The 22,742-nt window shown below is 72.3% G+C and carries 22 protein-coding genes; 11 read left to right on the top strand and 11 right to left on the bottom strand.

The window, feature by feature from the left end; all coding sequences use genetic code 11:
- Position 1 precedes the first annotated feature (1 nt).
- A complete protein-coding gene (locus OG753_RS24655; RefSeq protein WP_327263862.1) occupies positions 2-295 on the top strand; it encodes a PLD nuclease N-terminal domain-containing protein in 294 nt (97 codons plus the stop codon).
- Positions 296-323: 28 nt separating this feature from the next.
- On the opposite strand, the gene OG753_RS24650 is transcribed toward OG753_RS24655, so the two are convergent.
- Both OG753_RS24650 and OG753_RS24645 read right to left on the bottom strand, forming a co-directional pair.
- Positions 324-761 carry a hypothetical protein gene (locus OG753_RS24650; RefSeq protein ID WP_327263861.1) on the bottom strand — a complete coding sequence of 146 codons (438 nt, stop codon included), beginning with the start codon at positions 759-761 and terminating at the stop codon, positions 324-326.
- A 118-nt stretch (positions 762-879) separates the two neighbouring features.
- On the bottom strand, positions 880-1,245 hold the full coding sequence (locus OG753_RS24645) for a cupin domain-containing protein (RefSeq protein WP_405790161.1): 366 nt from the start codon (positions 1,243-1,245) through the stop codon (positions 880-882).
- A 112-nt stretch (positions 1,246-1,357) separates the two neighbouring features.
- Between OG753_RS24645 and OG753_RS24640 the strand changes: the two genes are divergently transcribed.
- Entirely contained in the window at positions 1,358-1,822 is a 465-nt protein-coding gene (locus tag OG753_RS24640) for a MarR family winged helix-turn-helix transcriptional regulator (protein ID WP_383200952.1), read from the top strand.
- Positions 1,823-1,838: 16 nt separating this feature from the next.
- Here OG753_RS24640 and OG753_RS24635 read toward each other — a convergent pair whose 3' ends face one another.
- The 8 genes from OG753_RS24635 to hemL form a co-directional block, all read right to left on the bottom strand.
- On the bottom strand, positions 1,839-2,342 hold the full coding sequence (locus OG753_RS24635; RefSeq protein ID WP_405790160.1) for an SRPBCC domain-containing protein: 504 nt from the start codon (positions 2,340-2,342) through the stop codon (positions 1,839-1,841).
- Positions 2,343-2,367: 25 nt separating this feature from the next.
- Positions 2,368-3,480 (bottom strand): c-type cytochrome biogenesis protein CcsB, encoded by a 1,113-nt coding sequence (gene ccsB / locus OG753_RS24630; protein ID WP_405790159.1) that lies wholly within the window; start codon positions 3,478-3,480, stop codon positions 2,368-2,370.
- Positions 3,477-5,189, bottom strand: a complete 1,713-nt coding sequence (locus OG753_RS24625; RefSeq protein WP_405790158.1) for a cytochrome c biogenesis protein ResB — start codon at positions 5,187-5,189, stop codon at positions 3,477-3,479. Before OG753_RS24625 ends, ccsB begins: the two co-directional genes overlap by 4 nt.
- A 13-nt stretch (positions 5,190-5,202) precedes the next feature.
- Complete coding sequence (locus OG753_RS24620) at positions 5,203-5,976, bottom strand: cytochrome c biogenesis protein CcdA (RefSeq protein WP_327263856.1); 774 nt, start codon at positions 5,974-5,976, stop codon at positions 5,203-5,205.
- Between the two features lie 4 nt (positions 5,977-5,980).
- Entirely contained in the window at positions 5,981-6,613 is a 633-nt protein-coding gene (locus OG753_RS24615; RefSeq protein ID WP_327263855.1) for a TlpA disulfide reductase family protein, read from the bottom strand.
- Between the two features lie 89 nt (positions 6,614-6,702).
- The gene (locus OG753_RS24610; protein WP_405792793.1) at positions 6,703-7,929 is read right to left on the bottom strand and encodes a hypothetical protein; all 1,227 of its coding nucleotides are present in this window, start codon (positions 7,927-7,929) and stop codon (positions 6,703-6,705) included.
- Positions 7,930-8,084: 155 nt separating this feature from the next.
- Positions 8,085-8,783: a histidine phosphatase family protein gene (locus OG753_RS24605; protein WP_327263854.1), complete on the bottom strand. Its 699-nt coding sequence runs from the start codon at positions 8,781-8,783 to the stop codon at positions 8,085-8,087.
- Positions 8,780-10,102, bottom strand: a complete 1,323-nt coding sequence (gene hemL / locus OG753_RS24600; RefSeq protein ID WP_327263853.1) for a glutamate-1-semialdehyde 2,1-aminomutase — start codon at positions 10,100-10,102, stop codon at positions 8,780-8,782. Before hemL ends, OG753_RS24605 begins: the two co-directional genes overlap by 4 nt.
- A 133-nt stretch (positions 10,103-10,235) precedes the next feature.
- Between hemL and OG753_RS24595 the strand changes: the two genes are divergently transcribed.
- The gene (locus OG753_RS24595) at positions 10,236-10,835 is read left to right on the top strand and encodes a hypothetical protein (RefSeq protein ID WP_327263852.1); all 600 of its coding nucleotides are present in this window, start codon (positions 10,236-10,238) and stop codon (positions 10,833-10,835) included.
- A gap of 457 nt (positions 10,836-11,292) precedes the next feature.
- Here the strand turns inward: OG753_RS24595 and OG753_RS24590 are convergent, their stop codons facing one another.
- Positions 11,293-12,708 carry a hydrolytic protein gene (locus tag OG753_RS24590; protein ID WP_405790157.1) on the bottom strand — a complete coding sequence of 472 codons (1,416 nt, stop codon included), beginning with the start codon at positions 12,706-12,708 and terminating at the stop codon, positions 11,293-11,295.
- 170 nt (positions 12,709-12,878) lie between these two features.
- Between OG753_RS24590 and OG753_RS24585 the strand changes: the two genes are divergently transcribed.
- From OG753_RS24585 to OG753_RS24550, 8 genes are all read left to right on the top strand, one after another.
- Positions 12,879-13,544 carry a response regulator transcription factor gene (locus tag OG753_RS24585; protein WP_327263850.1) on the top strand — a complete coding sequence of 222 codons (666 nt, stop codon included), beginning with the start codon at positions 12,879-12,881 and terminating at the stop codon, positions 13,542-13,544.
- Positions 13,545-13,695: 151 nt separating this feature from the next.
- Complete coding sequence (locus OG753_RS24580; RefSeq protein ID WP_405790156.1) at positions 13,696-16,881, top strand: hypothetical protein; 3,186 nt, start codon at positions 13,696-13,698, stop codon at positions 16,879-16,881.
- On the top strand, positions 16,878-17,633 hold the full coding sequence (locus tag OG753_RS24575) for a DUF4255 domain-containing protein (RefSeq protein WP_405790155.1): 756 nt from the start codon (positions 16,878-16,880) through the stop codon (positions 17,631-17,633). Before OG753_RS24580 ends, OG753_RS24575 begins: the two co-directional genes overlap by 4 nt.
- 116 nt (positions 17,634-17,749) lie before the next feature.
- Positions 17,750-19,873 carry an ATP-binding protein gene (locus OG753_RS24570; protein WP_405792791.1) on the top strand — a complete coding sequence of 708 codons (2,124 nt, stop codon included), beginning with the start codon at positions 17,750-17,752 and terminating at the stop codon, positions 19,871-19,873.
- A gap of 178 nt (positions 19,874-20,051) precedes the next feature.
- Positions 20,052-21,614, top strand: a complete 1,563-nt coding sequence (locus tag OG753_RS24565) for a phage tail sheath subtilisin-like domain-containing protein (RefSeq protein ID WP_405790154.1) — start codon at positions 20,052-20,054, stop codon at positions 21,612-21,614.
- Positions 21,615-21,652: 38 nt separating this feature from the next.
- The gene (locus OG753_RS24560) at positions 21,653-22,093 is read left to right on the top strand and encodes a phage tail protein (RefSeq protein ID WP_030388073.1); all 441 of its coding nucleotides are present in this window, start codon (positions 21,653-21,655) and stop codon (positions 22,091-22,093) included.
- On the top strand, positions 22,090-22,587 hold the full coding sequence (locus OG753_RS24555; RefSeq protein ID WP_327263845.1) for a hypothetical protein: 498 nt from the start codon (positions 22,090-22,092) through the stop codon (positions 22,585-22,587). Before OG753_RS24560 ends, OG753_RS24555 begins: the two co-directional genes overlap by 4 nt.
- Positions 22,584-22,742, top strand: coding sequence for a DUF6760 family protein (locus tag OG753_RS24550; protein ID WP_405790153.1), 159 nt, complete (start codon positions 22,584-22,586; stop codon positions 22,740-22,742). The genes OG753_RS24555 and OG753_RS24550 overlap by 4 nt, the downstream gene beginning before the upstream one ends.

Below are 22,742 nucleotides of genomic sequence, written 5' to 3'. Positions count from 1 at the left end.
CGTGCTGCGCTATCTGCCGTTCCTGCTGATCCTCGCGCTGACCATCTATGCCTTCATCGACTGCCTGAACACCCCGGAGCAGGAGGTCAAGCACCTCCCCAAGGTGGTCTGGGTGATCATCATCCTGCTGTTCTCCATCGTGGGCCCGGTGGTGTGGCTGTTCGCGGGCAGGCAGCGGGGGGCGTCGGGCGGCGGCCGGGCGCGCCGGGCGCAGTGGGTGGCGCCCGACGACAACCCGGAGTTCCTGAAGTCGCTGCGCGACGAGCAGGAGAAGAAGGACAAGGACCAGGACTGAAGGCTCCTGCGGACGGCCGGGCGGAGCCTCAGCCGACGTAGAAGTACCAGGGGCTCTTCCCGAAGTCCTTGGAGCCTCCTCCGCCCTGGCCGAAGAGGCCGGACGGATTGCTGGGTCGGGGCCCGGGGCGCAGGTCCCCGATGTCCGCGTACGGCCGGCCCACCCAGGGAGTGCCGGGGCGCGGCCCCGGTTTGCGGCCGTAGAGGTCCTGGATGTCCGCCCACGGCACTTTCGGCCCCGGCGGAACGGTCGAGGTCGGCCGCGGGGCGGGGGCGGTGGGACTCGGCCGCGGGGCGGGAGCGGTCGGGGTCGGCTGCGGAGCAGGAGCGGTCGGCGTCGGCTTCGGGGCCGGAGCGGGGCCCGGCGTGTCGGCGGAGGCGCCGGACGAGAGCGAGACCGCTCCCGCGGCGAGGGCCGACACGGTGGCGAGGGCGAACCACCCGGTGCGGGTACGGGTGCGGGCCATGACGGGGCTCCTTGCTGAGGATCGGCCGGCCCGACCGGGCGGGGCCGTGCCTCCATTGCGCCCCGGCGGCCGCACCCCGTCACGCCCCTGACTCCCGTGGCTTGACAACCCCCGGCGGCTACCGGGCCCACGGCAGGATGCGGGTGCCCTCCTCCCCCGGGACCGTCACCACGCCGTCCGAGCGCATCACGACGTGGGCCTCGAAGGTCTCGCCGGCGTGGATGCGGCGCAGTGTGTCCGGGGGAAGGACGAGGGTCCCGCCGGCGGTGACCTTCTCGGTGCGGCCGTCGCAGGTGACCTCCAGGGAGCCGGCGGTGAGGATCCACACCTGCTCGCGGCTGACGGAGTGTTCGGGGCCGGTGGCCCCGGCGGGCATGGCCACGTGCCAGCTGCTGAGCTCGGAGCTGCCGCGGCTGGGGGCGGCGAAGCCGGTCATGGTGGCGTTGGGGGTGGTGGTGACGTTCTCGGGGGCAGGGCTGATCACGTGCAAGGCGGGTCCTCGTGTTCTCGTCGTCGTCCGTCTCGGAACATGCAAGTAAAGCTGCTTTACTTCGAGTGAGTAAAGCAGCTTGACCCGGCCGTGTCACCATATTTGCGTGAAGAGAGACGAGAACGAGGGCGTCGAGCTGCTGTTCCTGCTCGGCCTGGGCTTCCAGATGCTGCTGGGCGAGTTCACCCGGCGCGTCGCAGAGGCCGGATACCCGGACCTGCGACCGGTGCACGGCATGGCCTTCCAGGCCCTCAGGGGCCCCGGCGCCACCGCCACCGAGCTCGCCGAGCGGCTGGGGGTGACCAAACAGGCCGCCGGACAGATCGTCGACGACCTGGAGAAGCGCGGCTACGTCCGCCGCGAGCCGCATCCCGAGGGCGGCCGCCGCAAGCTGGTGGTCCTGGCCCCGGCGGCCCATGACCACCTCGCCGTCGCGGGCCGGATCCTGCACGAGCTGGAGGCCGAACTCGGCCGCGGCACCGACCTCACCGCCCTGCGCCAGGGCCTCGGGGACGTCGTGCGCACCTTCCACGGGGAGGGCGGACTGCCGCCGCTGCGCCCGGTGTGGTGAGAGGAGCCCGCGGCCCCTACGTACGGGCGAGGGAGGCGTACGCCTCGCGCAGCGCCGCCCGGCGGGTGTCCGTCCGGGCCGCCCAGTCCGCCGGCCGCCCGGCCAGCGCCGAGTCCAGCAGCTCGAAGTGCTCGTGCCAGCCCGCCAGGTGGTCGAGTCGCCCGGCCTCCGGCCCGCGGAACTCGTTCACGAACCGGATCACCGTCGAATCGGTCCCGACCGGCTCCAGGTGGAAGCGGATCCGCCCGTACCCGCCGACCGTGTATTCGGCGACCCGCTCCACGTCCCAGGCGGTCACCCGCCCGGTGGCCACGGTCCCGTCGTCCGGCCGGCGCAGTGTGACCGCCCCGCCGAGCCTGCGCTCCAGCACGTCCGCCTCGGCCAGCCAGCCGCGCAGCCCGTCCGCGGTGGTCAGGGCGGGCCACAGGGCCTCGTAGGCGCACGGCAGGTGCACCTCGAGGCGGAGCAGCCAGTGGTCCTCGGCGCGCTGCTCGCTGGTGGCACGGCTCACGAGAGACATGCCACCAGCGTCCCACTCCCGCCGGTCAGACGCCCGCGTACGAGTGCTTGCCGCTGAGCAGGATGTTCACGCCGTAGTAGTTCCAGATCCAGCAGGCGAAGGCGAAGAGCGCGAGGTACGCGGCCTTGCGGCCCTTCCAGCCGGCGGTGGCGCGGGCGTGCAGGTAGCAGGCGTAGGCCACCCAGGTCACGAAGGACCAGACCTCCTTGGGGTCCCAGCCCCAATAGCGGCCCCAGGCGTCGCCCGCCCAGATCGCGCCCGCGATGATCGTGAAGGTCCACAGCGGGAAGACGGCCGCGTTGATGCGGTACGAGAACTTGTCGAGCGAGGCCGCCGAGGGCAGCCGCTCCATGATCGAGCTGCGGAACTTCCCCGGCGTGCGGCCCGCCTCCAGGGCTCCCTCGTACCCGTCCCGGAAGAGGTAGAGGACCGCGCCCGCGGCGCCGATGTAGAAGACCGCGCCGCAGAAGATCGCCGTGGAGACGTGGATCCACAGCCAGTACGAGTGCAGGGCCGGGACCAGCTGGTCGCTCTCGGTGTAGAGCCAGGTCACCGCGATGCCGAGGTCCAGCAGGACGGTGGTGACCAGGATCAGGCCGAGCCAGCGGACGTTCTTCTTGAGGGCGAGCAGCACCAGGTACGCGCCGACGGCCACCGTGGAGAAGGTGATCGAGAACTCGTACATGTTGCCCCAGGGGGCCCGCTGCACCGACATGGCCCGTGCGACGACCCCGGCCGCCTCGACGAGGAAGGCGAGCGCGGTCAGCGAGACCGCGATCCGTCCGTACAGGTCGCCCTGCACGGTGCCGCCGGCGGCACCGGGGCCGTCCGGTACGTCGCGGATGCCCGTGGCGGAGCGGGTGGTGACCTTGGGCTGGTCGAGGACCGCGGTGGCCCCGGCCGTGCCCCGGACCTGCACGGCGGGGGCGGCTCCGGCCGCTCCGGCCGCTCCGGCCGCTCCGGCCTCCTTGGCCGCGGTCAGCGCGGCGGCCGTACGGGCCACCTTGCTGCGGCTGCCGAAGGTCCACTCGGCGATGTGCGCGAAGAAGGCGAGCGTGTAGACCGCCATCGACGAATAGATCAGGTAGTTGCTGATCTCAGCCAGGTTCTCGTTGGCTGCGGCTGCGAGCGGCGTCATCCGCGCTCTCCTTCAGGGGTTTCTTCAACACGTGGTTCGGCCATTGCAGCAGGCGCGGTCGGCGCCTCCTGGTGCAGCTTGGCGGCGAGCTCCGCCAGTTCCTGCGGGAGCCGGGTGGACTCGCTGCGGCCCAGGCCGGCCATCTCGACGACGGTCACGCCGTCCTTGCCGGTGACCGCGCGGACCCAGATCCGGCGGCGCTGGATGAACAGCGATCCTGCCAGGCCCGCGATGGCGGCGATCGCGCCCGCGAGGGCGAGGCCGCTGCCGGGCTGGTGGGTGACGGAGAAGGTGGCCCACCGCTCGATGCCCTCGAACTTCACGGTGCCCGCCCCGTTCGGCAGGGTCATCGTGTCGCCGAGCGCCAGCTTCTGCTTGAACTGCTGGCCCGACTCGTCCTTGAAGGGCACCATCTTGGCGGTTTCGAGCCGGTAGACGTTCTGCGGCAGTCCCGAGTCCACGCCGAGGCTGCCGTGGAAGGCGTTGAGCATGAGCTGCGGGTTCAGGAGGGCCGGGAACTGCGAGAACATCGTGCCCATGCCCTCGCCGGCGAAGCTCGGCACGAAGACGGCGTTGAAGCCGAGCTGCTCCTTCTTCCCGTCCTTGTCCTTGTAGCCGTCGGTGACCTTGACGGCTCCGGTGGAGGTGAGGTTGGCGTCCTGCGGGAGCACCGGCACGGCGTCCTTGAAGATCACCTTGCCGGTGGGGTCGGTCACCGAGACGATCGGCGCGTAGCCGTGGCCGAGCAGGTAGACCTTGGAGCCGTCGACCTCAAGGGGCTCGTTGACCTGGATCTCACGCTTCTGCGGAGTGCCGTGGGCGCCGTCCGAGAAGGTGACGTACGCCTTGAAGTCGCGCGGGGTGCCCCGCTGCGGGCCGGTCATCTCGTACGTCGCGTCGAACCGGTCCAGCGTGAAGCTGAAGGGCGGCAGGTCGTCCGGGTCGAAGAGGGCGCCGGACTTGAAGTCGTCGTACTGGGTGAGCGTGTTCGAGAAGCCGCTGCCGCGCAGGACCAGCTTGCCGCCCTCGGACTTGAAGTACTGGCCCCAGGCGAAGGCGACCAGCATCACGATCAGCGCGACGTGGAAGACCAGGTTCCCGGCCTCGCGGAGGTAGCCCTTCTCCGCCGCGACGTGGCCGGTGCCGGCCTCGGTGCGGAAACGGCTGCCGCGCAGCACGGTCCTCGCGTACGACAGGACCTCGTCCGGGGTCTTCCCGGTGCGCCAGGTGGTGTGCGCGGGGAGCCGGTCCAGACGTCGGGGGGCGCCCGGCGGACGGCCGCGGAGCTGGCCGACGAACTGCCAGGAGCGCGGCACGATGCAGCCGATGAGCGAGATGAAGAGCAGCAGGTAGATCGCGGAGAACCACACCGAGCTGTAGACGTCGAAGAGCTGGAGGGCCTCGGCGACGTCCACGTAGGAGGCGTGCTCGCGCTTCCATGCGACGACCTTCATCGCGTCGACGTTGGTCTGCGGGACGAGGGAGCCGGGGATGGCGCCCAGGGACAGCAGGAAGAGCAGGATCAGCGCCACCCGCATGGAGGTGAGCTGCCGCCAGAACCAGCGGACCCAGCCGATCACGCCGATGCCGACGGCCGGCCCGCCCGGGCTGTCCTCCAGCGGCGCGGTGGACAGCTGCGCACCTGCCGCGGCGTCGGTGGGGTCCGCCGCGGCGGACGGGTCGGTGCTCGCTTTGTCTGTCGTACTCATGTGCCTTTAGTCCTCAGATCCCCACCGTGAAGCTTTGGGTCCAGCTCTGCATGTCGCTGATGATGCTGTCCCACAAACCTGTGACGAGCAGCAGGCCGGTGAGGATCAGCATGCCGCCACCGATGCGCATCACCCATGCATAGTGCTTCTTCACCCAGCCGAACGCACCGAGCGCCTTGCGGAAGGCGATCGCGGCGGCGATGAAGGGCAGGCCGAGGCCCAGGCAGTAGACGACGGTCAGCAGCGCGCCGCGGCCGGCGCTCGCCTGGTCGATGGAGAGGGTGTTGACGGCGGCGAGGGTCGGGCCCATGCAAGGGGTCCAGCCGACGCCGAAGAGGACACCGAGCAGGGGCGCGCCGACCAGACCGGCCGTCGGCTTCCGGTGGAAGCGGAACTCCCGCATCGTCAGACCCGGGATCGCCCCCATGAAGAAGAGGCCGAGCACGATCACCAGGCCGCCCAGGACCCGGGAGATGATCTCCTTGTTCTCCTGCAGCTCGGCGCCGAAGTAGCCGAAGAGCGCGCCGGTGGAGACGAAGACGGCGGTGAATCCGGCGATGAACAGACTCGCGCCCGCCAGCATCCGGCCCCGCCGGGCCTCGGCGAGGTCGGCTCCGCTGACCCCGGTCACGTAGGAGAGGTAGCCGGGGACCAGGGGCAGCACGCAGGGCGAGAAGAACGAGACGAGGCCCGCGAGCAGCGAGATCGGCAGCGCGAGCAGCAGCGCGCCGTTCAGGACCGTCTCGTTCACGCCGGTGACTTCCGCGGCGAGGACGTGGCCGATCACAGGGTCACTGCTCCGCGAGGAGCGGGTCGATCATCGATCGCAGCTGCTCCTCCGTGACCGCGACCAGGGTGCGGGCGGCGATCTTGCCCTCCTTGTCGAGGACGATCGTGGAGGGGATGGCGTTCGGGTTGAGCGTGCCCTTGGGGAATCGGAGCATCAGCTTCCCCGCGGGGTCGAAGAGGCTCGGGTAGGTGATCCCGTAGGTCTCCTCGAAGGCCTTCGCCTGCTGCTGCTCGTTGTCGCGGGTGTTGATGCCCACGAAGGCGACGTCCTTGCCGGCGTCGGCGAGCTCCTTGGAGACCTTCGCGAAGCTCGGGGCCTCGGCCCTGCACGGCGGGCACCAGGAGCCCCACACGTTGAGGACGACCACCTTGCCCTTGAGGGTGGTGGTGTCGAGGGTCTTGCCGTCGACCGTCTCGCCGTCGAGCTTGGGGGCCTCGGTGCGCTCCGCCCTGGAGACGGTGGAGATGCCGGTCGCGCCCGTGACGTAGTTGCCGCCGGACCCGCTGGCGGGCTTGCCGCCGTCGGAACCCGAGCACGCCGAGAGCGTGAGGGCGCCCGCGAGGGTCACCGCGGTCAGCAGGGTGGCACGGCCGCCGGTCGAGCGGCGGCGTCGGGGGGCGCGGCTAAGGCTCATGTGAAAAGTTTCGCATGAGCAATTCGCGGAATTCCCGCGCCCCCCGGAGGGATGTCAATGACCTGGTCAGGCGATGTTCCACGGACCCGTCAGGCGGCGGTCAGGTACGCGCTCCAGCCGCCGGCCGGCGACTGGCCCGGGGCGAGACCCCGGAGCCTGGCGAGGACCTTGGGGTCCTGGACCTCCAGCCAGTCGGTGAACTGCCGGAAGGATACGAGCCGTACATCCCTTTTGTCCGCCATGCCCTTGAGGGCCTCCTCGACGGCGTCCATGTAGATGCCGCCGTTCCATTCCTCGAAGTGGTTGCCGATGAAGAGGGGTGCCCGGTTGGTCTCGTAGGCCCGGCGGAAGCCGCCGAGGTAGGTGGCCGTGGCCTGGGTGCGCCAGCCCGGGTAGTTGGCGGGCACGCCCTTCGTGGTGCTCTTCGACTGGTTGGCGAGGATGTTGTAGTCCATCGACAGGACTTCGAAGGAGTGCCCGGGGAAGGGCAGGGACTGCAGCGGCAGGTCCCAGATGCCGGACCTGCGCACCGGCCAGACCTGCAGACCGCCGGGCGAGCTGGAGTCGTAGCGCCAGCCCAGCCGCTGGGCCGTCGGCAGCAGGGTGTCCCGGCCCAGGAGGCAGGGGGTGCGGGCACCCTTCAGCTCCTTGGCGTAGTCGAAGGGCAGCGGGTCGAGATCGGTGAATCCGGTGTTGGTGCGCCACTGGGTGACGAACGACACGGCCTGGTCGATCTCGCTCTGCCAGTCCCCCTGGGTCCACTTGCCGACCGAGCCGGAACCGGCACAGAAGTGGCCGTTGAAGTGGGTGCCTATCTCGTGCCCGTCGAGCCAGGCCTCGCGGACGCAGCGGAGGGTGGCGCGGATGTTCTCGTCCTTGAGGTAGCCGATGTCCGAGGCCCCGACGGGGTTGTTCGGCGGCCGGTAGAGGTGCCGCTTCGACTCGGGCAGCAGATAGATGCCGGAGAGGAAGAAGGTCATGCCCGCACCGTGGTCCCTGGCGAGCTTGAGGAAGCGCGGGAAGAGTCCGTTGCCGATCTCGCCCGCGCCGTCCCAGCTGAAGACCACGAACTGCGGCGGGGTCTCGCCCGGCTGGAGCGGGACGGGCGCGTCCGGCTGGTTCGGCTGCGGGCCGGTGTCGGCGGTGGAACCGTCACCGATGGGCCTGGACACCGGCTTCTGACCGGGCTTCGGATTCCCGACGGGTCCGGGAGCGCCGGAACCGGGCTTGTCCGATGAGCCGCAGCCCGCGATTCCCATCGCGGCGGCCGCACCAAGTCCCAGTCCCAGCAACCCCCTCCGGCTGACTCCCCTGATGTCGCGCATGTCACCGTCCCCACTGTCGATCACTCAAACCGACCCGAAGTCCATATAAACGGACAATCAGATCGGGCATGTGTGCTGACACGGTGATTCCCGCACAACTTCTCTTTAGTTGAGTGCCCCCGTAACGGCCTGTAACAGTCCGTCGATCAAGCTCCGAACGCCTTGGACGCGCCCTTCACCGGCTTGGCTCCGGCCAGCAGATGGGCCGGGACCAGATCCCGCGCCGGCTCGCTGTAGCCCACCGACACGAGCTTGTCGCCCTGGAAGGTGAAGGACGTCATCGAGGCGAGCGTGCACTGCCGGCGCCGCGGGTCGTGCCACAGCCGGCGCTTCTCCGCGAAGCTGCGCACGATCCAGATCGGCAGCTGGTGGCTGACCGCCACCGCCTCGCGGCCGCGGGCCGCGTCGCGCGCCGCCTCCAGCGCGCTCATCATCCGGACCACCTGCTCGACGTACGGCTCGCCCCAGGAGGGCTTGAACGGGTTCGTCAGGTGCTTCCAGTTGCCGGGCTTGCGCAGCGCGCCGTCACCGACGCCGAAGGTCTTGCCCTCGAAGACGTTCTCCGCCTCCAGCAGCCGCCGGTCGGTCGCCAGGTCCAGGCCGTGGACCTTGGCGATCGGCTCGGCCGTCTCCTGCGCCCGCTCCAGCGGGGAGGACACGACGTAGGCGATGTCCCGGCCCTTGAGGTGCTCGGCGACCCGGTCCGCCATCTGCCGGCCCAGCTCGGAGAGGTGGTAGCCGTCACGGCGCCCGTAGAGCACGCCCTCGGGGTTGTGCACCTCACCGTGGCGCACCAGGTGCACGACGGTCAGGTCGGAAGTGGCGGGCGTGGCGCTGCTGCTCATGCGGTGGCCTCCGCGGCGGCTCGGGCAGCGGCCGGCAGTGCCGCCGCGATGCGCTCGATCGCCTTCTCGTCGTGGGCGGTGGACACGAACCAGGACTCGAAGGCGGACGGCGGCAGGTAGACGCCCTGCGCCAGCATCGAGTGGAAGAACCCGTTGAAGCGGAAGCTCTCCTGCTTCTTCGCGTCGTCGTAGTTGCGCACCTCGTCCTCGGTGAAGAAGACGGAGAACATGTTGGAGGCGGTCTGCAGCCGGTGGGCCACGCCCTCCTTGGCGAGCGCTCCGGTGACCAGGCCCTGGATCTCCTTCGAGACCGCGTCGACCTTCTCGTACGCGGCCGCGTCGAGCAGGCGCAGCTGCGCGAGGCCGGCGGCGGTGGCGATGGGGTTACCGGAGAGCGTGCCGGCCTGGTAGACCGGGCCCGCGGGCGCCAGGTGGCCCATCACGTCGGCGCGGCCGCCGAAGGCCGCGGCGGGGAAGCCGCCGCCCATGACCTTGCCGAAGGTCATCAGGTCGGGCTCGACCCCGTCGACGCCGTACCAGCCGGCGCGGGAGGTCCGGAAGCCGGTCATGACCTCGTCGGAGATGTAGAGCGCGCCGTTCTCCCGGCACAGGTCCGCGAGGCCCTGGTTGAAGCCGTCGGCGGGGGTGACCACGCCCATGTTGCCGGGCGCGGCCTCGGTGATCACGCAGGCGATCTCGCCGGGGTGCGCGGCGAAGGCCGCCCGTACCGATTCGAGGTCGTTGTAGGGGAGGACGATCGTGTCGCCGGCCTGCGCGCCCGTCACACCGGGGGTGTCCGGCAGCGCGAAGGTCGCCAGACCGGAACCGGCGGCGGCCAGCAGCGCGTCCACGTGACCGTGGTAGCAGCCAGCGAACTTCACGACCTTGGCGCGACCGGTGAAGCCGCGGGCCAGCCGGATCGCCGACATGGTCGCCTCGGTGCCGGAGGAGACCAGGCGCACCTGCTCCACGGGCCGGATGCGCGCGACGATCTCCTCCGCCAGCGCCACCTCGCCCTCACCGGGCGTACCGAAGGACGTACCACGGGCGACGGCCGCCTGGACGGCCTCGATCACCTCGGGGTGCGAATGGCCGAGGATCATCGGTCCCCACGAGCACACGAGGTCGACGTACTCGCGACCGTCGGCGTCGGTGAGGTACGGACCGGTCCCGGACACCATGAACCGGGGCGTACCGCCCACGGCGCGGAAGGCGCGCACGGGAGAGTTCACGCCGCCGGGGGTCACGAGGGAGGCGCGCTCGAAGAGCGTCTGCGAAACTGGGGCTTCATACGGGTACGGGTAGCTCACACCAGCCATGGTCTCAGAGGCCGCGACAGACTTGCGGACGGGCGTTTCACCGCGTCGCCGCGGGGGAGGTCACTGCCATGATGATCAGGCTGCGTGGCGGGGGCCGCGGGGCCGTGGCAAGCAAGATCAGTCGGGTGGAGATATGCAACGCGGTGGTGGACCGGGCGAGGGAACGGACGGCCTCGATCCGCAGCGCGCCCGCGAGGCCCGCCGCCGGGGCAAGCACCGCCGCCGCGGAACGGAGGCGGCCGATGCCGTCCCCGGGCCCGCGTCCTCGTCCGACGACCTGCCCAAGGGCCGCGGCATGGGAGTGACCTACAAGTACTTCGGCGCCCCCGACGGCGCCACCGCGGCCCGGGTCCCGGTCACGATGCGGCCGGAGGAGCTCGGCGGCGACGAGCTCGGCATGGGCGGACTCTTCACCAAGATCAAGCCGGAGACGGTGGCCGCGATGGTCCTGACCGGCATCGAGGGCATACCCCTCCACAAGGTGCCCCCGCTGGAGCTGGTCGTCCTCCACCCCGACTACGCGGTGGTCAAGCTCCCCATGACGGTGGTCGACCCGCTGCGCGGGATCGGCGAGGAATCGGTGGGCGCGGCGGCCTTCATCTGGTCCACGGTCCCGGACCGCGGCGGCCCGAGCGACGCCTTCAACGTCTACCAGCTGCTCCACGAGTGGCAGGATTTCAGTCACCGCCTGCACGAGGCCGGTCACCAGCCGTACTGCCTGGTCTGGCCCTGACCGACGTTTCGCCGCGGGCGGCGCGGCCGGCCGGCCCGGCGCCGATCTCCATGACGTACGTACGGGTCCGCTCCCGCTCCCCTCGCGCACGGGCTCGCACGGGCCCGCCCGAGTGATCGTGCCGTGGGAGGCCGAGGCCCGCGATGAGCGCGAGTGCCCGCCGCCGCCCGAGGACCGCGCCGCCCCGGAAAGCCGGCGGGGACGCCGGTCCGGCGGTGGGAGTCCCCACGCATTGACCGGCCGGTAGGACACAGACCGATTCAAGCCATGTTCGGCGCTCGGTCAACCGGTGTCGCTCTTACCCCGGTTAACCGTTCCAGGCACTGTCGAAACGAAAGCGTGCGGTTGCGAGGGGAACGCCCGATCGATCCTCTGGAGTACCGATTTCCGGACGCCGGGGCAAAGGCCCTCTTTGCCCCGGCGTACAACCTGACCGACTATGTCCGTGCCGCTCGGGTCACCGGAGGTCGCTCAGCACGCCGCTCACGTTGAGCACCTCGTGACACTCCTGCGCCTGACGGCCGGTGGCCGGCGTGCCTGGCTTCGCACAGGTCACCTGAACGGTCACAGTCTGGCTCGCGGTGATGCTGATGGGGGTGACCCAGTGGTAGTCCTGGTTGCGGAAGGTCTCCAGCGCGATCGTCGTGATCTTGCGGTCGCCGAAGTCGATGGTCACCACCCCTTCGTCGCCCTGGAAGTTCGCGACAACGATGTCCGTGATCCCGAAGGCCTTGCCCGCGGGTACCGCGTACGTGCCGGTCTTGGTCTGGCCGCTCCCGGTCTGCAGGTCGATGGTCGCCGAGCTCTGCTGTCCTCCGGTCCCGGCACCGCCGCCTCCGGTGCCACCGCCGGTACCGCCCCCCGGGGCGGTACCGCCCGCACCGGGCTGGGTGCCCCTGCCGCCCGCGCCCGGCTGCTTGCCGTCGCCGGTGACCGGGGTCTGCCCGTTCAGGTCCGCGCTGGGCGCCGGCTTCTTCTGGGCCTCCTCGGCGGCCTCCTTCGCCGTACTGCGCACGGCCGGACGCACCAGCAGGAACCAGGCGAGCAGCAGCGCGAGCAGCGCGGCCAGGACCGCGAGCAGCCACGTCGGGAAGATCGGAATCTGGACGAACTCCGCTTCCAGCGGCGCCCGGACGGGATCCGGCTCCGGCCGCTCCCCGCCCTCTCTGCCCTCCCCGGCCTCCTTGCTCTCCCCGGTCTTCTTGCCGTCCTCGTCCTCGTCGGCGCCGGTACCGGCCCCGCCGGCCGCGGCCTCGGCCACGGTGACGGTGAACGGCCAGGTCACCGGGGCCCCGAACCACACCGGCGTGCCGGTGCGGACCCGCAGCACCGCTTCCGCCGACTCCCCCGGCTCCAGCTTCAGTTCGTCGGGGGCGAAGGCGAACTTCAGCTCCTCTCCCGGCTGGGCGGGCGTGAAGCCCAGCCTCACCGGGGAGTTGCCCTCGTTGCGCACGGCCAGTCGATAGCGTCCCCGCAGCCAGCCGCGGCGGCGTCTGGGAGCGCTCTCAGCCCGCAGCTCGCGGAACTCCTCGATGTGCACGGTGGTCTCGGGGACCCGCACGGCCTCGGGCTGCTCCGTCGGCAGCACGCGCACGGCGAGCGGCATGTCCCCCGCCCGTACCTGTGGTGAGCGGGGCGGTGCCAGACGGATCGTCACCGTTTCCGAGGTGCCGGGGTACAGGGAGACGCGCTCGGGTTCCACCGTGGTCCAGGCAGCACAGTCGCCGACGACCTCCAGGCGGTACGCCTCGACGATGTCGCTGTCGTTGCGGACGGTGAGGCCGGTGGATGCGGTACCGCCCGGCGTCACCGACACCGGCGGGAGGTCGAGGCCGGGCGCGCCAGGACTTGAAGGGGCTGCTGGGGATATCACACCGCGACGCTATGCCGCCGCCCCCGCCACCTCCACGGACACGGGGGCAACGCCCCGGGCAACCCGGATGCCCCCGAAGACGCTCATCAACTACGAGTGCCCAACCTCCTGTTGATCATTCCTCTCCATCCGTAACCCCACATACGCATCATGGAACAGGTACAACGCCAATGGCCCACCCTGACAACAACGGACCCGTCCCCTCATCCGGCGCCGGTGATCGGGTCACCGTGGCCGTGTACGCACCGGACCCGATCCTGCACGTCGGGGTCGTCCACCAGCTGCGCCAGCGCCCCGAGATCCAACTCGTCGACGTCACCGACGGCGCGCAGGTGTCGCTCGTCGCCGTGGACAGCGTGGACGACGAGACGGCCGCCCTGCTGTACCGGCTGCGGCACGACTCCACTACGCGCACCGGGCTCGTGGTCGGTACGTTCGAGTCCGGGGACGCCCTGCAGCGCGCCATCGAGTGCGGGGTCACCGCGGTACTGCGCCGCAGCGAGGCCGACCAGGACCGGCTCCTGGGGCTGGTCCTGGCGATAGCCAACGGCGAGGGCGTGCTGCCCGGCGACCTGCTCGCGAAGCTCCTCGACCACGTGGGCAGCCTGCAGCGTTCGACCCTCGACCCGCACGCCGTGTCCCTGTCCACCCTGACCGCGCGCGAGGCCGACATGCTGCGCCTGGTGTCGGAGGGCCTGGACACCGCGGAGATCGCGCGCAAGACCTCGTACTCCGAACGGACCGTCAAGAACGTGCTGCACGAGATCATCACGCGGCTGCACCTGCGCAATCGCACGCACGCGGTCGGCTACGCGCTGCGCAACGGGCTGATCTGACCGTCCGGCGGGACCGGCGGCGCACCCCACTGCCCGAAAGCGCACCGGGTGCTTCCCCCGGGTGCGGCCCCACGGCCCTGCCGTACGCACCTGCCGGTCCGCAGAGTGGCGGAGTCATACGTGAATGCCGTACCGGACTGTGAGGTGGACCGTGATCCGCACGGGTGGCTCCGGCGGCCGTCGACACCGCTGGGGGAGGACCGGCGCGCCGCTGCTGCTGCTGATCCCCCTGCTCGCGGTGACGGCGGCCACCGGCCCGGGCGACGCCGAGGCGCGCCCCCAGGCGGCCGACGCCGGCGACGGCCGGGTCGTGTACGCCGGCACGCGCCACCGCAGCCTGGGCCGGGTGGCGACCGGCACGTCCAGCACCCCGCTGTTCGGCGAGGGGCCGGCGCACCTGGACACCCAGCCCGCCGCACTGGGCGACCAGCTGGTCTTCGCCGGCCGCCGCGACGAGCGGACCCCGCAGGTCTACCTGCGCTCCGCGAACGGCTCGGTGCGCCGCCTGACCAGCGGCCTGGACGCGGCGAACCCCCGGCTGACCCCGGACGGCCGGTCCGTCGTCTTCGACTCCGCCCAGTCCGCCGGATCCGGCGGCACCCAGCGCGACCTGTGGCTGGTGCGCACCGACGGCACCGGCCTCACCCGGCTGACCGACACTCCCGCGAACGAGGAGCACCCCACGGTCTCGCCGGAGGGCGGTCGTCTCGCGTACTCCTCCGACGGCGACCGGACCGCCGGGCGGCAGGTCCACGTACGTCCCCTGCGGGGCGGGGCCGCCACCCGCGTCACCGATCCCGCCAACGGCACGGCCACCGAGCCGGTGTGGAACCCCGTGGACGACAAGGCGAACCGGGACGTCATCGCCTACACCGCCACCGGAACGGCCGGGCCCCGCCTGCGCTGGACCGACGGGCGCGCCGACGGTCCGCTGCTGGCGGGCGCCCAGGCGGGCTGGCGCACCCACGGGGCAGCGTGGCTGCCCGACGGGAACGGTGTGCTCTTCCTCAGCCCGGACCGCACCTGTGACTGCAAGGGCGACTGGGACCACGTCTTCCGGGTGCCCGCACACGCGGCGGACACGCCCGAGCTGGTCCTCAGCGAGGACCGCGAGGTCGGCTCGGCCACCTGGCTCGGTCCGCAGAACGGCGGCGGAGTCGTGGTCGAGCGGACCTCGGCGGCCGGACCCCACGTGGTGACCCTGCAGGACGCCCGGATGGACGGCTCCGACCCCCGCGACCTCGGCCTGACCATCCTCAAGGAGGACCCGGCGGCCGACACCAACACCGACCCGGCCAAGGACCCGCTGTTCCGGCCCGCCGCCGGCTTCGACCCGTGGACCGAGCGGCAGAACTACACGCCCGACGGGCGCCGGATCGTGCTGACCCGCTTCGAGGACAGCGAGGCCGGCCGGATCGAACGGATCTGGCTCGCGGACGCCGACGGCACCCACGCCGCCGCCCTGCCGCTCGCGGGCCGCGGCCCCAAGGACTGGGACACCGACCCGGCGTTCTCCCCCGACGGCAGGTTCCTGGCCTTCACCCGGACCTCGCCCGGTGGCACCGGCGGGGACACCGGCATCCCGCGCATCCTGATCGCGGACGCCACCACCGGCGCGATCCGCGGCGAGGTCACCCCGCCCGCCGGCCGGGACCGGCTCGGCGACGCCCAGCCCACCTGGTCCCCCGACGGCACGACCCTGGCCTTCACCCGCAACCTCGTGATCAACGGCAACGGCGGCAACAAGCACATCTGGACCGTGCCCATGGACCACCTGGACCGCCAGCGCGACCTGAGCGCCACCCTCTGCCCCGGTGCCTGCGAAGTCATCGACGACAGCCCGGCGTTCTCGCCCGACGGCGCCACCATCGCCTTCAACCGCAAAAACGGCGGCGGCCGCGTCGACGAGCGCAGCGGCATCCTGCTCGCCTCCGCGGCCGGCGGCGGCGCCTGCCGGGTCCTGCTGCCCGACGCCGCCCGTGACGTGCCGGGGGCCTGCGGCCGGGAACTGCCCGAACCCACGGCCAAGGGTCCGTTCCAGCCCCGCGACGCCGCCTGGACCGCCGACGGCAAGAGCCTGGTCCTGAGCGCCCGCGGATCACGGGCCCCCAACAGCCCGGAGAAACTGAAGCTGGTGGACGTGGCCTCCGGCGACCACGGCCTGCTCGTCACGGGCCTGCCGGGCCGTCAGAAGGAGCCCGGCGTCCAGCAGTCGGTCGACCTCGCGGTGCGGGCGCCCGAGAAGTCCGCGCCGCTGACCGTCGGCGGATCCGCCACCGTCCGGGTCGACGTCGTCAACCAGGGCCCGGCGGCCTCGCCCGGCACCCGGCTGACCGTCGCGCCCCCGCTCGGCGTGGGCGTCACCGCGCTGACCGCACCCGGCGCCACGTGCGACGCGGCGGCGCTGACCTGCGCCCTGGGCGTACTGCCCCCCGGCGCCACCGTCCCGGTGACCGTCACCCTCACCGGCGTCACCCCCGGGGACCAGCCGGTGGACTGGTCGGTCACCGGCACCGTGCTCGACCCCCGCCCGAGCGACAACTCCGGGCGGACCGTGGTGCCGGTGCGCGAAGCACCCGTACCCCCGAAGCCGACCCCCACCCCGCCGACGCCGACACCAGCACCGCCGACTCCGCCCACGAACCCGCCCACGACCCGGCCGGCGCCGCAGCCGGAGCCGCCCGCGCCGCCGGCCGGGCCCGCACTCGGCCTCACGGCCCAGCCGAACCCGGGCTACGTGGGCGGCCGCGTCGTCGTCACGTACACCGTCCGCAACGGCCGGAGCGCCCTGGCCACCGGCCTGCGGCTGCGCATCGGCCTCCCGCAGGGGGTACCGAACGGCGGACCGCCGCCGGGCTGCGACCAGAGCTGGGAGTGCGTGCTGCCGGACCTGGCGCCGGGCGCACGGACCGTCCTGCGGGTCGTCCTCAGCCCGGACAAGGCGCTCACCGCCCAGGTGACCGGCAGCCTGACCACGACCGGCACGGACGCCGACCCCGGTGACAACACCGCCCGGCAGCAACTGCGCGTCCTCCAGCCGCGGATCGTCGCCGTGCCGCCGATCGGCAAGCCCGGCTTCGTCACCTCCGTGCGCGGCGAGGACTTCCCGCCCGGCGTGCCCGTGCGGTTCGCGTGGAAGCCGGGCATCACGGCGGCGGCCGCACCGACCCTCCCCCGGCGCGACGGCACGTTCATCGGCCAGCTGCTGATCCTGGCCAAGGACCAGACGGGCCCGCGGATCATCACCGCGAGCGGCCCCGGCTTCTCGCCGGTGCAGACCGACTTCCTCGTGGTCAACGGCTCGGTGCAGCCCCCCGACGAGGTGAGCCGCCGGTGATCCACGAGGTCGACGAGGGGCTCCGCCGGCTGCTGGCGGAGTCCGGCCTGGAGGCGTCGGGCGTCGAGGTGGTCTTCGACGCCCCGACGCGTGACTGGGCGGCGCGCCGCAGCGCGCCCACGGTCTGCGTCTTCCTGTACGACATCCGCGAGGACCACGTCCGGCGCGGCAGCGGCGCGGGCGAGGTGTTCGACGCGGACGGGTTCGTCGTCGCGCGCCGCACCCCGCCGCGCTGGTTCGAGCTGACGTACCTGGTCACCGCGTGGGCGAGCCGGCCGCAGGACGAGCACCGGCTCCTGTCCCAGGTGCTCACCTGCCTCGTGAACACCGACACGCTGCCCCCGCGCCTGCTCACCGGCACGCTCGCCGAACTCGGCCTGCTCGTGGACGTGGACGCGGGCGGGACCGGCAAGGACGCACCGGCCGCCTCCGACGTGTGGTCGGCGCTCGGCGGCGAGCTGAAGCCGTCCCTCGGGCTACGGGTGAAGGCGCCGCTGGCGGGCCTCAGCACGGTCACGGCCCCGCCGGTCACCGACGGGCTCGTCGTGCGATCGGTACCGCACCGGTCGGGCACCGAGCCGGGTGCGCCGGGCCGGGCGGAGAGCGGGCGGGAGCGGCCCTCCGGCGAGGAGGACGGCGCGCGCCGACTGCGCTACACGCAAGGGGGCGAGCCGGGTCCCGAGGGCTTCGGCGGGCCCCGGGAGCGGCGTGCGGTCCCCGCGCGCCGCAGACGAGGGGAACGACAGCCGTGACGTACACCGTCGACCCGGCGGCACCGCCCGCCCCACGGCACGCGGAGCCGGCCGGCACGACGCGGGACGGCACGCAGCCGGACGGCACCACGCGGGGCGGCACGGAGGCGGACGGCATCGGGGCCGCGGACGGATTCGTTCCCGGCCCAGCCCCAGACCCGGACCCGGACACCGGCCCCGCCTCAGGTCCCGCCCCAGGTCCCCTCCCCTACCTCTGGGCCCGCCTCCGGCTCGTCGAGGAGCGGGTACGGCAGGCCGTGGCGCTCCGGCGGGCCGTCGACCCCGACCCGCACGACCCCTACCGGGGCCAGTACCTCACGCCCGAGGCCGTCGCCCGCATCCTGGACGCGCCGCACGGCCCCGGCCTGCCCGCGCTCGCACCGGCCGAAGCACCCCCCGGCTCGCCGCTCGACGTCCTCTCCGCGCGCTTCGCACTGGATCCGCTGGACGTGGACCTGCTCCTGGTGGCCATCGCGCCGGACCTCGACGCCCGCTTCGAGCGGCTCTACGGCTACCTCAACGACGACCTGACGCGCCGCCGGCCCACCGTCGGCCTCGCCCTCGAACTGTGCGGCCGCACCGGATCGGCGGCCTCCCGGCTGCGGCTCTCCCCCACGGCGCCGCTCGTCGCGGGCGGTCTGCTGGAGGTCACCGAGCCGGAGCGGCCGCCCCTGTCCAGGGTGCTGACCGTCCCGGACCGGGTCACGGCCCATCTGCTCGGCGACGCCTCGCCCGACCCGCGGCTGGCCGTGGTGCTCGGCCGGGCCCACGCCGACCCGGCCGTCGACCCGGCCGAGCTGCGCCGGGCCCGCGCCGCGGCCGGCAGCGGCTCCCGCCACGTCCACCTGCGGTCCCGCGGCGGCGACCCGGAGGGCCTGGCCGCCGCCGCGCTGTACGCGTCCGGGCCGGACCCCCTGGCCCTGGACGCGGCGGCGCTGGCCCAGCACGCCCGCGCCGTGCCCGAACTCGCCCGCGCCACCGCCCGCGAGGCCCGCCTCACGGGCGCCGGTGTGCTGCTGGGTCCGCTGGAGGAACTGCCCGGCGCACCCGACGAGCGGGCCCGCGTCCTGCGCACGCTGTGCACCGCGCTGCGCGGCATCCCCCTCTTCACCTACGGAACGAGCGGCTGGGAACCCTCCTGGGCGGCCGACACCCCCGTCACCCTGACCGTCGAGGCCCCCACCCCCGACCGGAACGTCACCCGCTGGCGGCACGCGCTGGAGGGGGCCGGCGGGGAGCACGGCGGCGGCGCCGACGCGCTCGCCCGGTCCGTGTCCGCGCACCGCCTCGACGCCGGGCAGCTGCGGCGCGCTGCCGACAGCGCGGTGCGCACCGCCGCGCTCGGCGGCGGCCCGCTCTCCCCCGAAGGCCTGCGCGCCGCCGTACGGGCCCAGAACGGTGCGGGGCTCGCCCGCCTCGCCCGCCGGGTGGAGCCCGCGGTGGGCTGGGACGACCTGGTGCTGCCCGCCCCCACCCTCCGCCGGCTGCGCGAACTGGCCGTACGCGCCCGCCACCGCGACCAGGTGCTCGGGCAGTGGGGCATGCGGCCGGGCGGCGGGCGCGGGCGCGGGGTCATCGCCCTGTTCGCCGGGTCCTCCGGCACGGGCAAGACGATGTCCGCCGAGGTGGTGGCCGCCGACCTGGGCATGGACCTGTACGTGGTGGACCTGTCCACGGTCGTCGACAAGTACGTCGGCGAGACCGAGAAGAACCTGGAGCGGATCTTCACCGAGGCGTCCGCCGTCAACGCGGTGCTGCTGTTCGACGAGGCCGACGCGATCTTCGGCAAGCGCTCGGAGGTGAAGGACGCCCACGACAAGCACGCCAACATGGAGTCGGCCTACCTGCTCCAGCGGATGGAGTCCTTCGACGGCATCGCCGTCCTCACCACCAATCTGCGGGCCAACCTCGACGAGGCGTTCACCCGCCGCCTCGACGTGGTCGCCGACTTCCCGGTGCCCGACGCCGCCCAGCGCCTGGCCCTGTGGGAACGGTGCCTGGGCGATCCGCTGCCCCGGGCCGGGGACCTCGATCTCGGCTTCTGCGCGGACCGGTTCGAACTGGCCGGGGGCTCGATCCGGTCCTGCGCCGTGACGGCCGCCTACCTCGCGGCCGCGTCGGGTGCACCGCTGACCATGAGCCAGGTGGTGACGGCGGTCGCCCAGGAGTACCGCAAGCTCGGCCGGCTGGTCCTGGAGGGCGAGTTCGGGCCGTACCTGAGCCAGGTCACCGGCGTGTGAGCCGGTGCGGCGGCCGACGGGCGGCGCCCGGTGCCTGGCCGGTCCGGCGGGGGCGACCGGGAGGGCAGCGCACTTGCCCCCGCCCAGGTCCGAACGCCCTTGTCCCGGGCGGCGGCCGCCGGAAAGGCTGTGATCAGACCTGATTGCGACTGCGCAGCTGTGACCAGAAGGAGCGAGCATGCCGACGTACCTCACCCCGGGCGTGTACGTGGAGGAGGTGCAGTCCGGTGCTCGCCCGATCGAAGGGGTCGGCACCGCCGTCGCCGCATTCGTGGGCTTCGCCCAGAACGGCCCCTTCCACGAGCCGACGCTGGTCACCAGCTGGGACCAGTACTCCCAGCACTTCGGCGGCTTCACCGAGGGCACCTACCTGCCGCACGCCGTCTACGGGTACTTCGCCAACGGCGGCGGCGCCGCGTACGTCGTCCGCATCGGCGGGCCGGCCCGGGACTCCTCCGCTCCGGCCGCCGCGGGTGCGGTCCCCCGGACCCGTGCCGCGGAGCCGGCCGAACTCGGCGGATTCCTGGTCGCCGCCCGGCCGGGCGTCACCGGGGTCTCCGTGGAGATCGCCGACGCGGAGGGCGAGAACCCGCCGGAGGACCGCTTCAAGGTCCTCGTCCGCCAGGGTGAGCAGATCGCCGAGAGCTACGAGGCCTCCGCCCGCAAGAACGTCAAGGGCTACCTCGTCACCCAGGCCCGCGCCTCGAAGCTGATCGAGGTCACCGAGCAGCGGGGCGCGACCCAGACCCGGCCCGCCGGCGGGACCGTCGTCCTGCCCGACGCCCCCGCCTCCTCGCCCGCCCCGGCCGGCGGCAGCAGCGGCGTGGCCCGGCTCGATCCGGCCGAGTACGTGGGTGACTCCGCCGCCCGCACCGGGTTCGCCGGCCTGGAGACCATCGACGAGATCACCATGGTCGCGGTGCCGGACCTGATGAGCGCCTACGAGCGCGGTGACATCGACTCCGAGGGCGTGCGCACCGTACAGCTCGCGGTGATCTCGCACTGCGAGCAGATGGGCGACCGGGTGGCCGTCCTGGACACCCCGCCCGGGCTCTCCGCGCAGCAGGTGCGCACCTGGCGCAACGACGAGGCGGGCTACGACTCCCGCTACGCCACCCTCTACTACCCCTGGGTGCGGGTCTTCGACCCGGCCGCCGGGCGCAACACGACCGTCCCGCCGAGCGGCCACGTCGCCGGCGTGTGGGCGCGCAGCGACGCCGAGCGCGGTGTGCACAAGGCCCCCGCCAACGAGGTGATCCGCGGCGCGGTGGACCTGGAACTGCGCCTGAGCAAGGGCGAGCAGGACCTGCTCAACCCGATCGGCGTGAACTGCGTACGGGCCTTCCCCGGCCGGGGCATCCGGATCTGGGGCGCCCGCACGCTCTCCTCGGACCCGGCCTGGCGCTACCTGAACGTGCGCCGTCTCTTCAACTACCTGGAGGAGTCCATCCTCCTGGGCACCCAGTGGGTGGTCTTCGAGCCGAACGACGACCGGCTCTGGTCGAGCATCCGGCGCAACGTCACCGCGTTCCTCACCGAGGAATGGCGACGCGGCGCGCTGTTCGGCCGCACCGCGGCGGAGGCGTTCTACGTCAAGTGCGACCGGGACAACAACCCGCAGGAGTCGATCGACCAGGGCCGCGTGGTCTGTGAGATCGGCGTGTCGCCCGTCAAGCCCGCGGAGTTCGTGGTGTTCCGGCTGGCCCAGTTCTCCGACAGCACCAGCCTCATCGACGAGTGACCCTCCGGGGCAGCAGCAAGGAAAGGTGAAGGACAGTCATGGCAGAGGGCGATGCTCTTTCCACCCATATCTTCGGCGTCCAGCTCGGCGGCTACCTGGTCGAATCGATCCAGGAGATCAGCGGCCTGACCGTCGAGGAAGAGGTCGTCGAGGTCCGCCAGGTCAGTGCGGAGGGCAAGCAGATCATCCGCAAGCAGCCCGGCGCACGCCAGGCGGGCGAGGTCACGATCACCCGGGGACTCGACAAGAGCAGCGAGTTCACCAAGTGGATCAAGGAGACCCTCAACAACGGCGCCGTCGACACCGCACGACAGAACCTCACCATCGAGATCAAGGACTCCACGGGAGCCACCGTCCGCCGCATCCAGTTGATGCAGGGCTGGGCCTCCAAGTGGGAGGGACCCTCCCTCAAGGCCGGCGAGTCCGCCGCGGCCACCGAGTCCGTGACCATCGTGTTCGAGGAGATCATCGTCGAATGAGGCGCCGTACGGTGACGGCGGGCAGCCTGGAGGAGATCCTCCAGGTCACTGCGCCCGCGGCGGCCCCGGAGCAGGCGGCGGCGCCCCCGTCCGCCGCCGCTCCGGCGGCGCGCGAGGAACACGGGCTGCGGACGGAGTTCGAGTTCGAGCTGCCGCGCGGTTACGTCGACGAAGCGGGCACGGTGCACCGGCACGGCTCGATGCGCCTGGCCACCGCCCGCGACGAACTGCGGCCCCTGATCGACCTGCGGGTCAAGGAGAACCCGGCGTACCTGAGCGTGGTGCTGCTCAGCCAGGTGATCACCCGGCTCGGCACCGTCACCGATGTGCACGCCGGGATCGTGGAACGGATGTACGCGACCGACGTCGCGTTCCTCCAGGACTTCTACCGGCGCGTCAACAGCGAGGGACACACGCGTGCGGCGGTCACCTGCCCGCACTGCGAAGGCGGTTTCGAGGTCGACCTCTCCGGTGGGCGCCTGGGGGAATCGTGACGTACGCCCTCCCCCGGCTCAGGGAGGAGATCGCGTACATCGCCTACCACTTCCACTGGCAACGCGACGAGATCCTCGACCTGACCCACGGCGAGCGCCAGGAGTGGGTCTCCGAGATAGCTCGTATCAACACCCTTGTGAACGAAGGCGGTTGA

Source organism: Streptomyces sp. NBC_00029 (genome assembly GCF_045160505.1).
Lineage (GTDB): Bacteria > Actinomycetota > Actinomycetes > Streptomycetales > Streptomycetaceae > Streptomyces.
The sequence above is the reverse complement of the archived record's forward strand: the minus strand, read 5'-3'. Positions and strand labels throughout refer to the sequence as shown.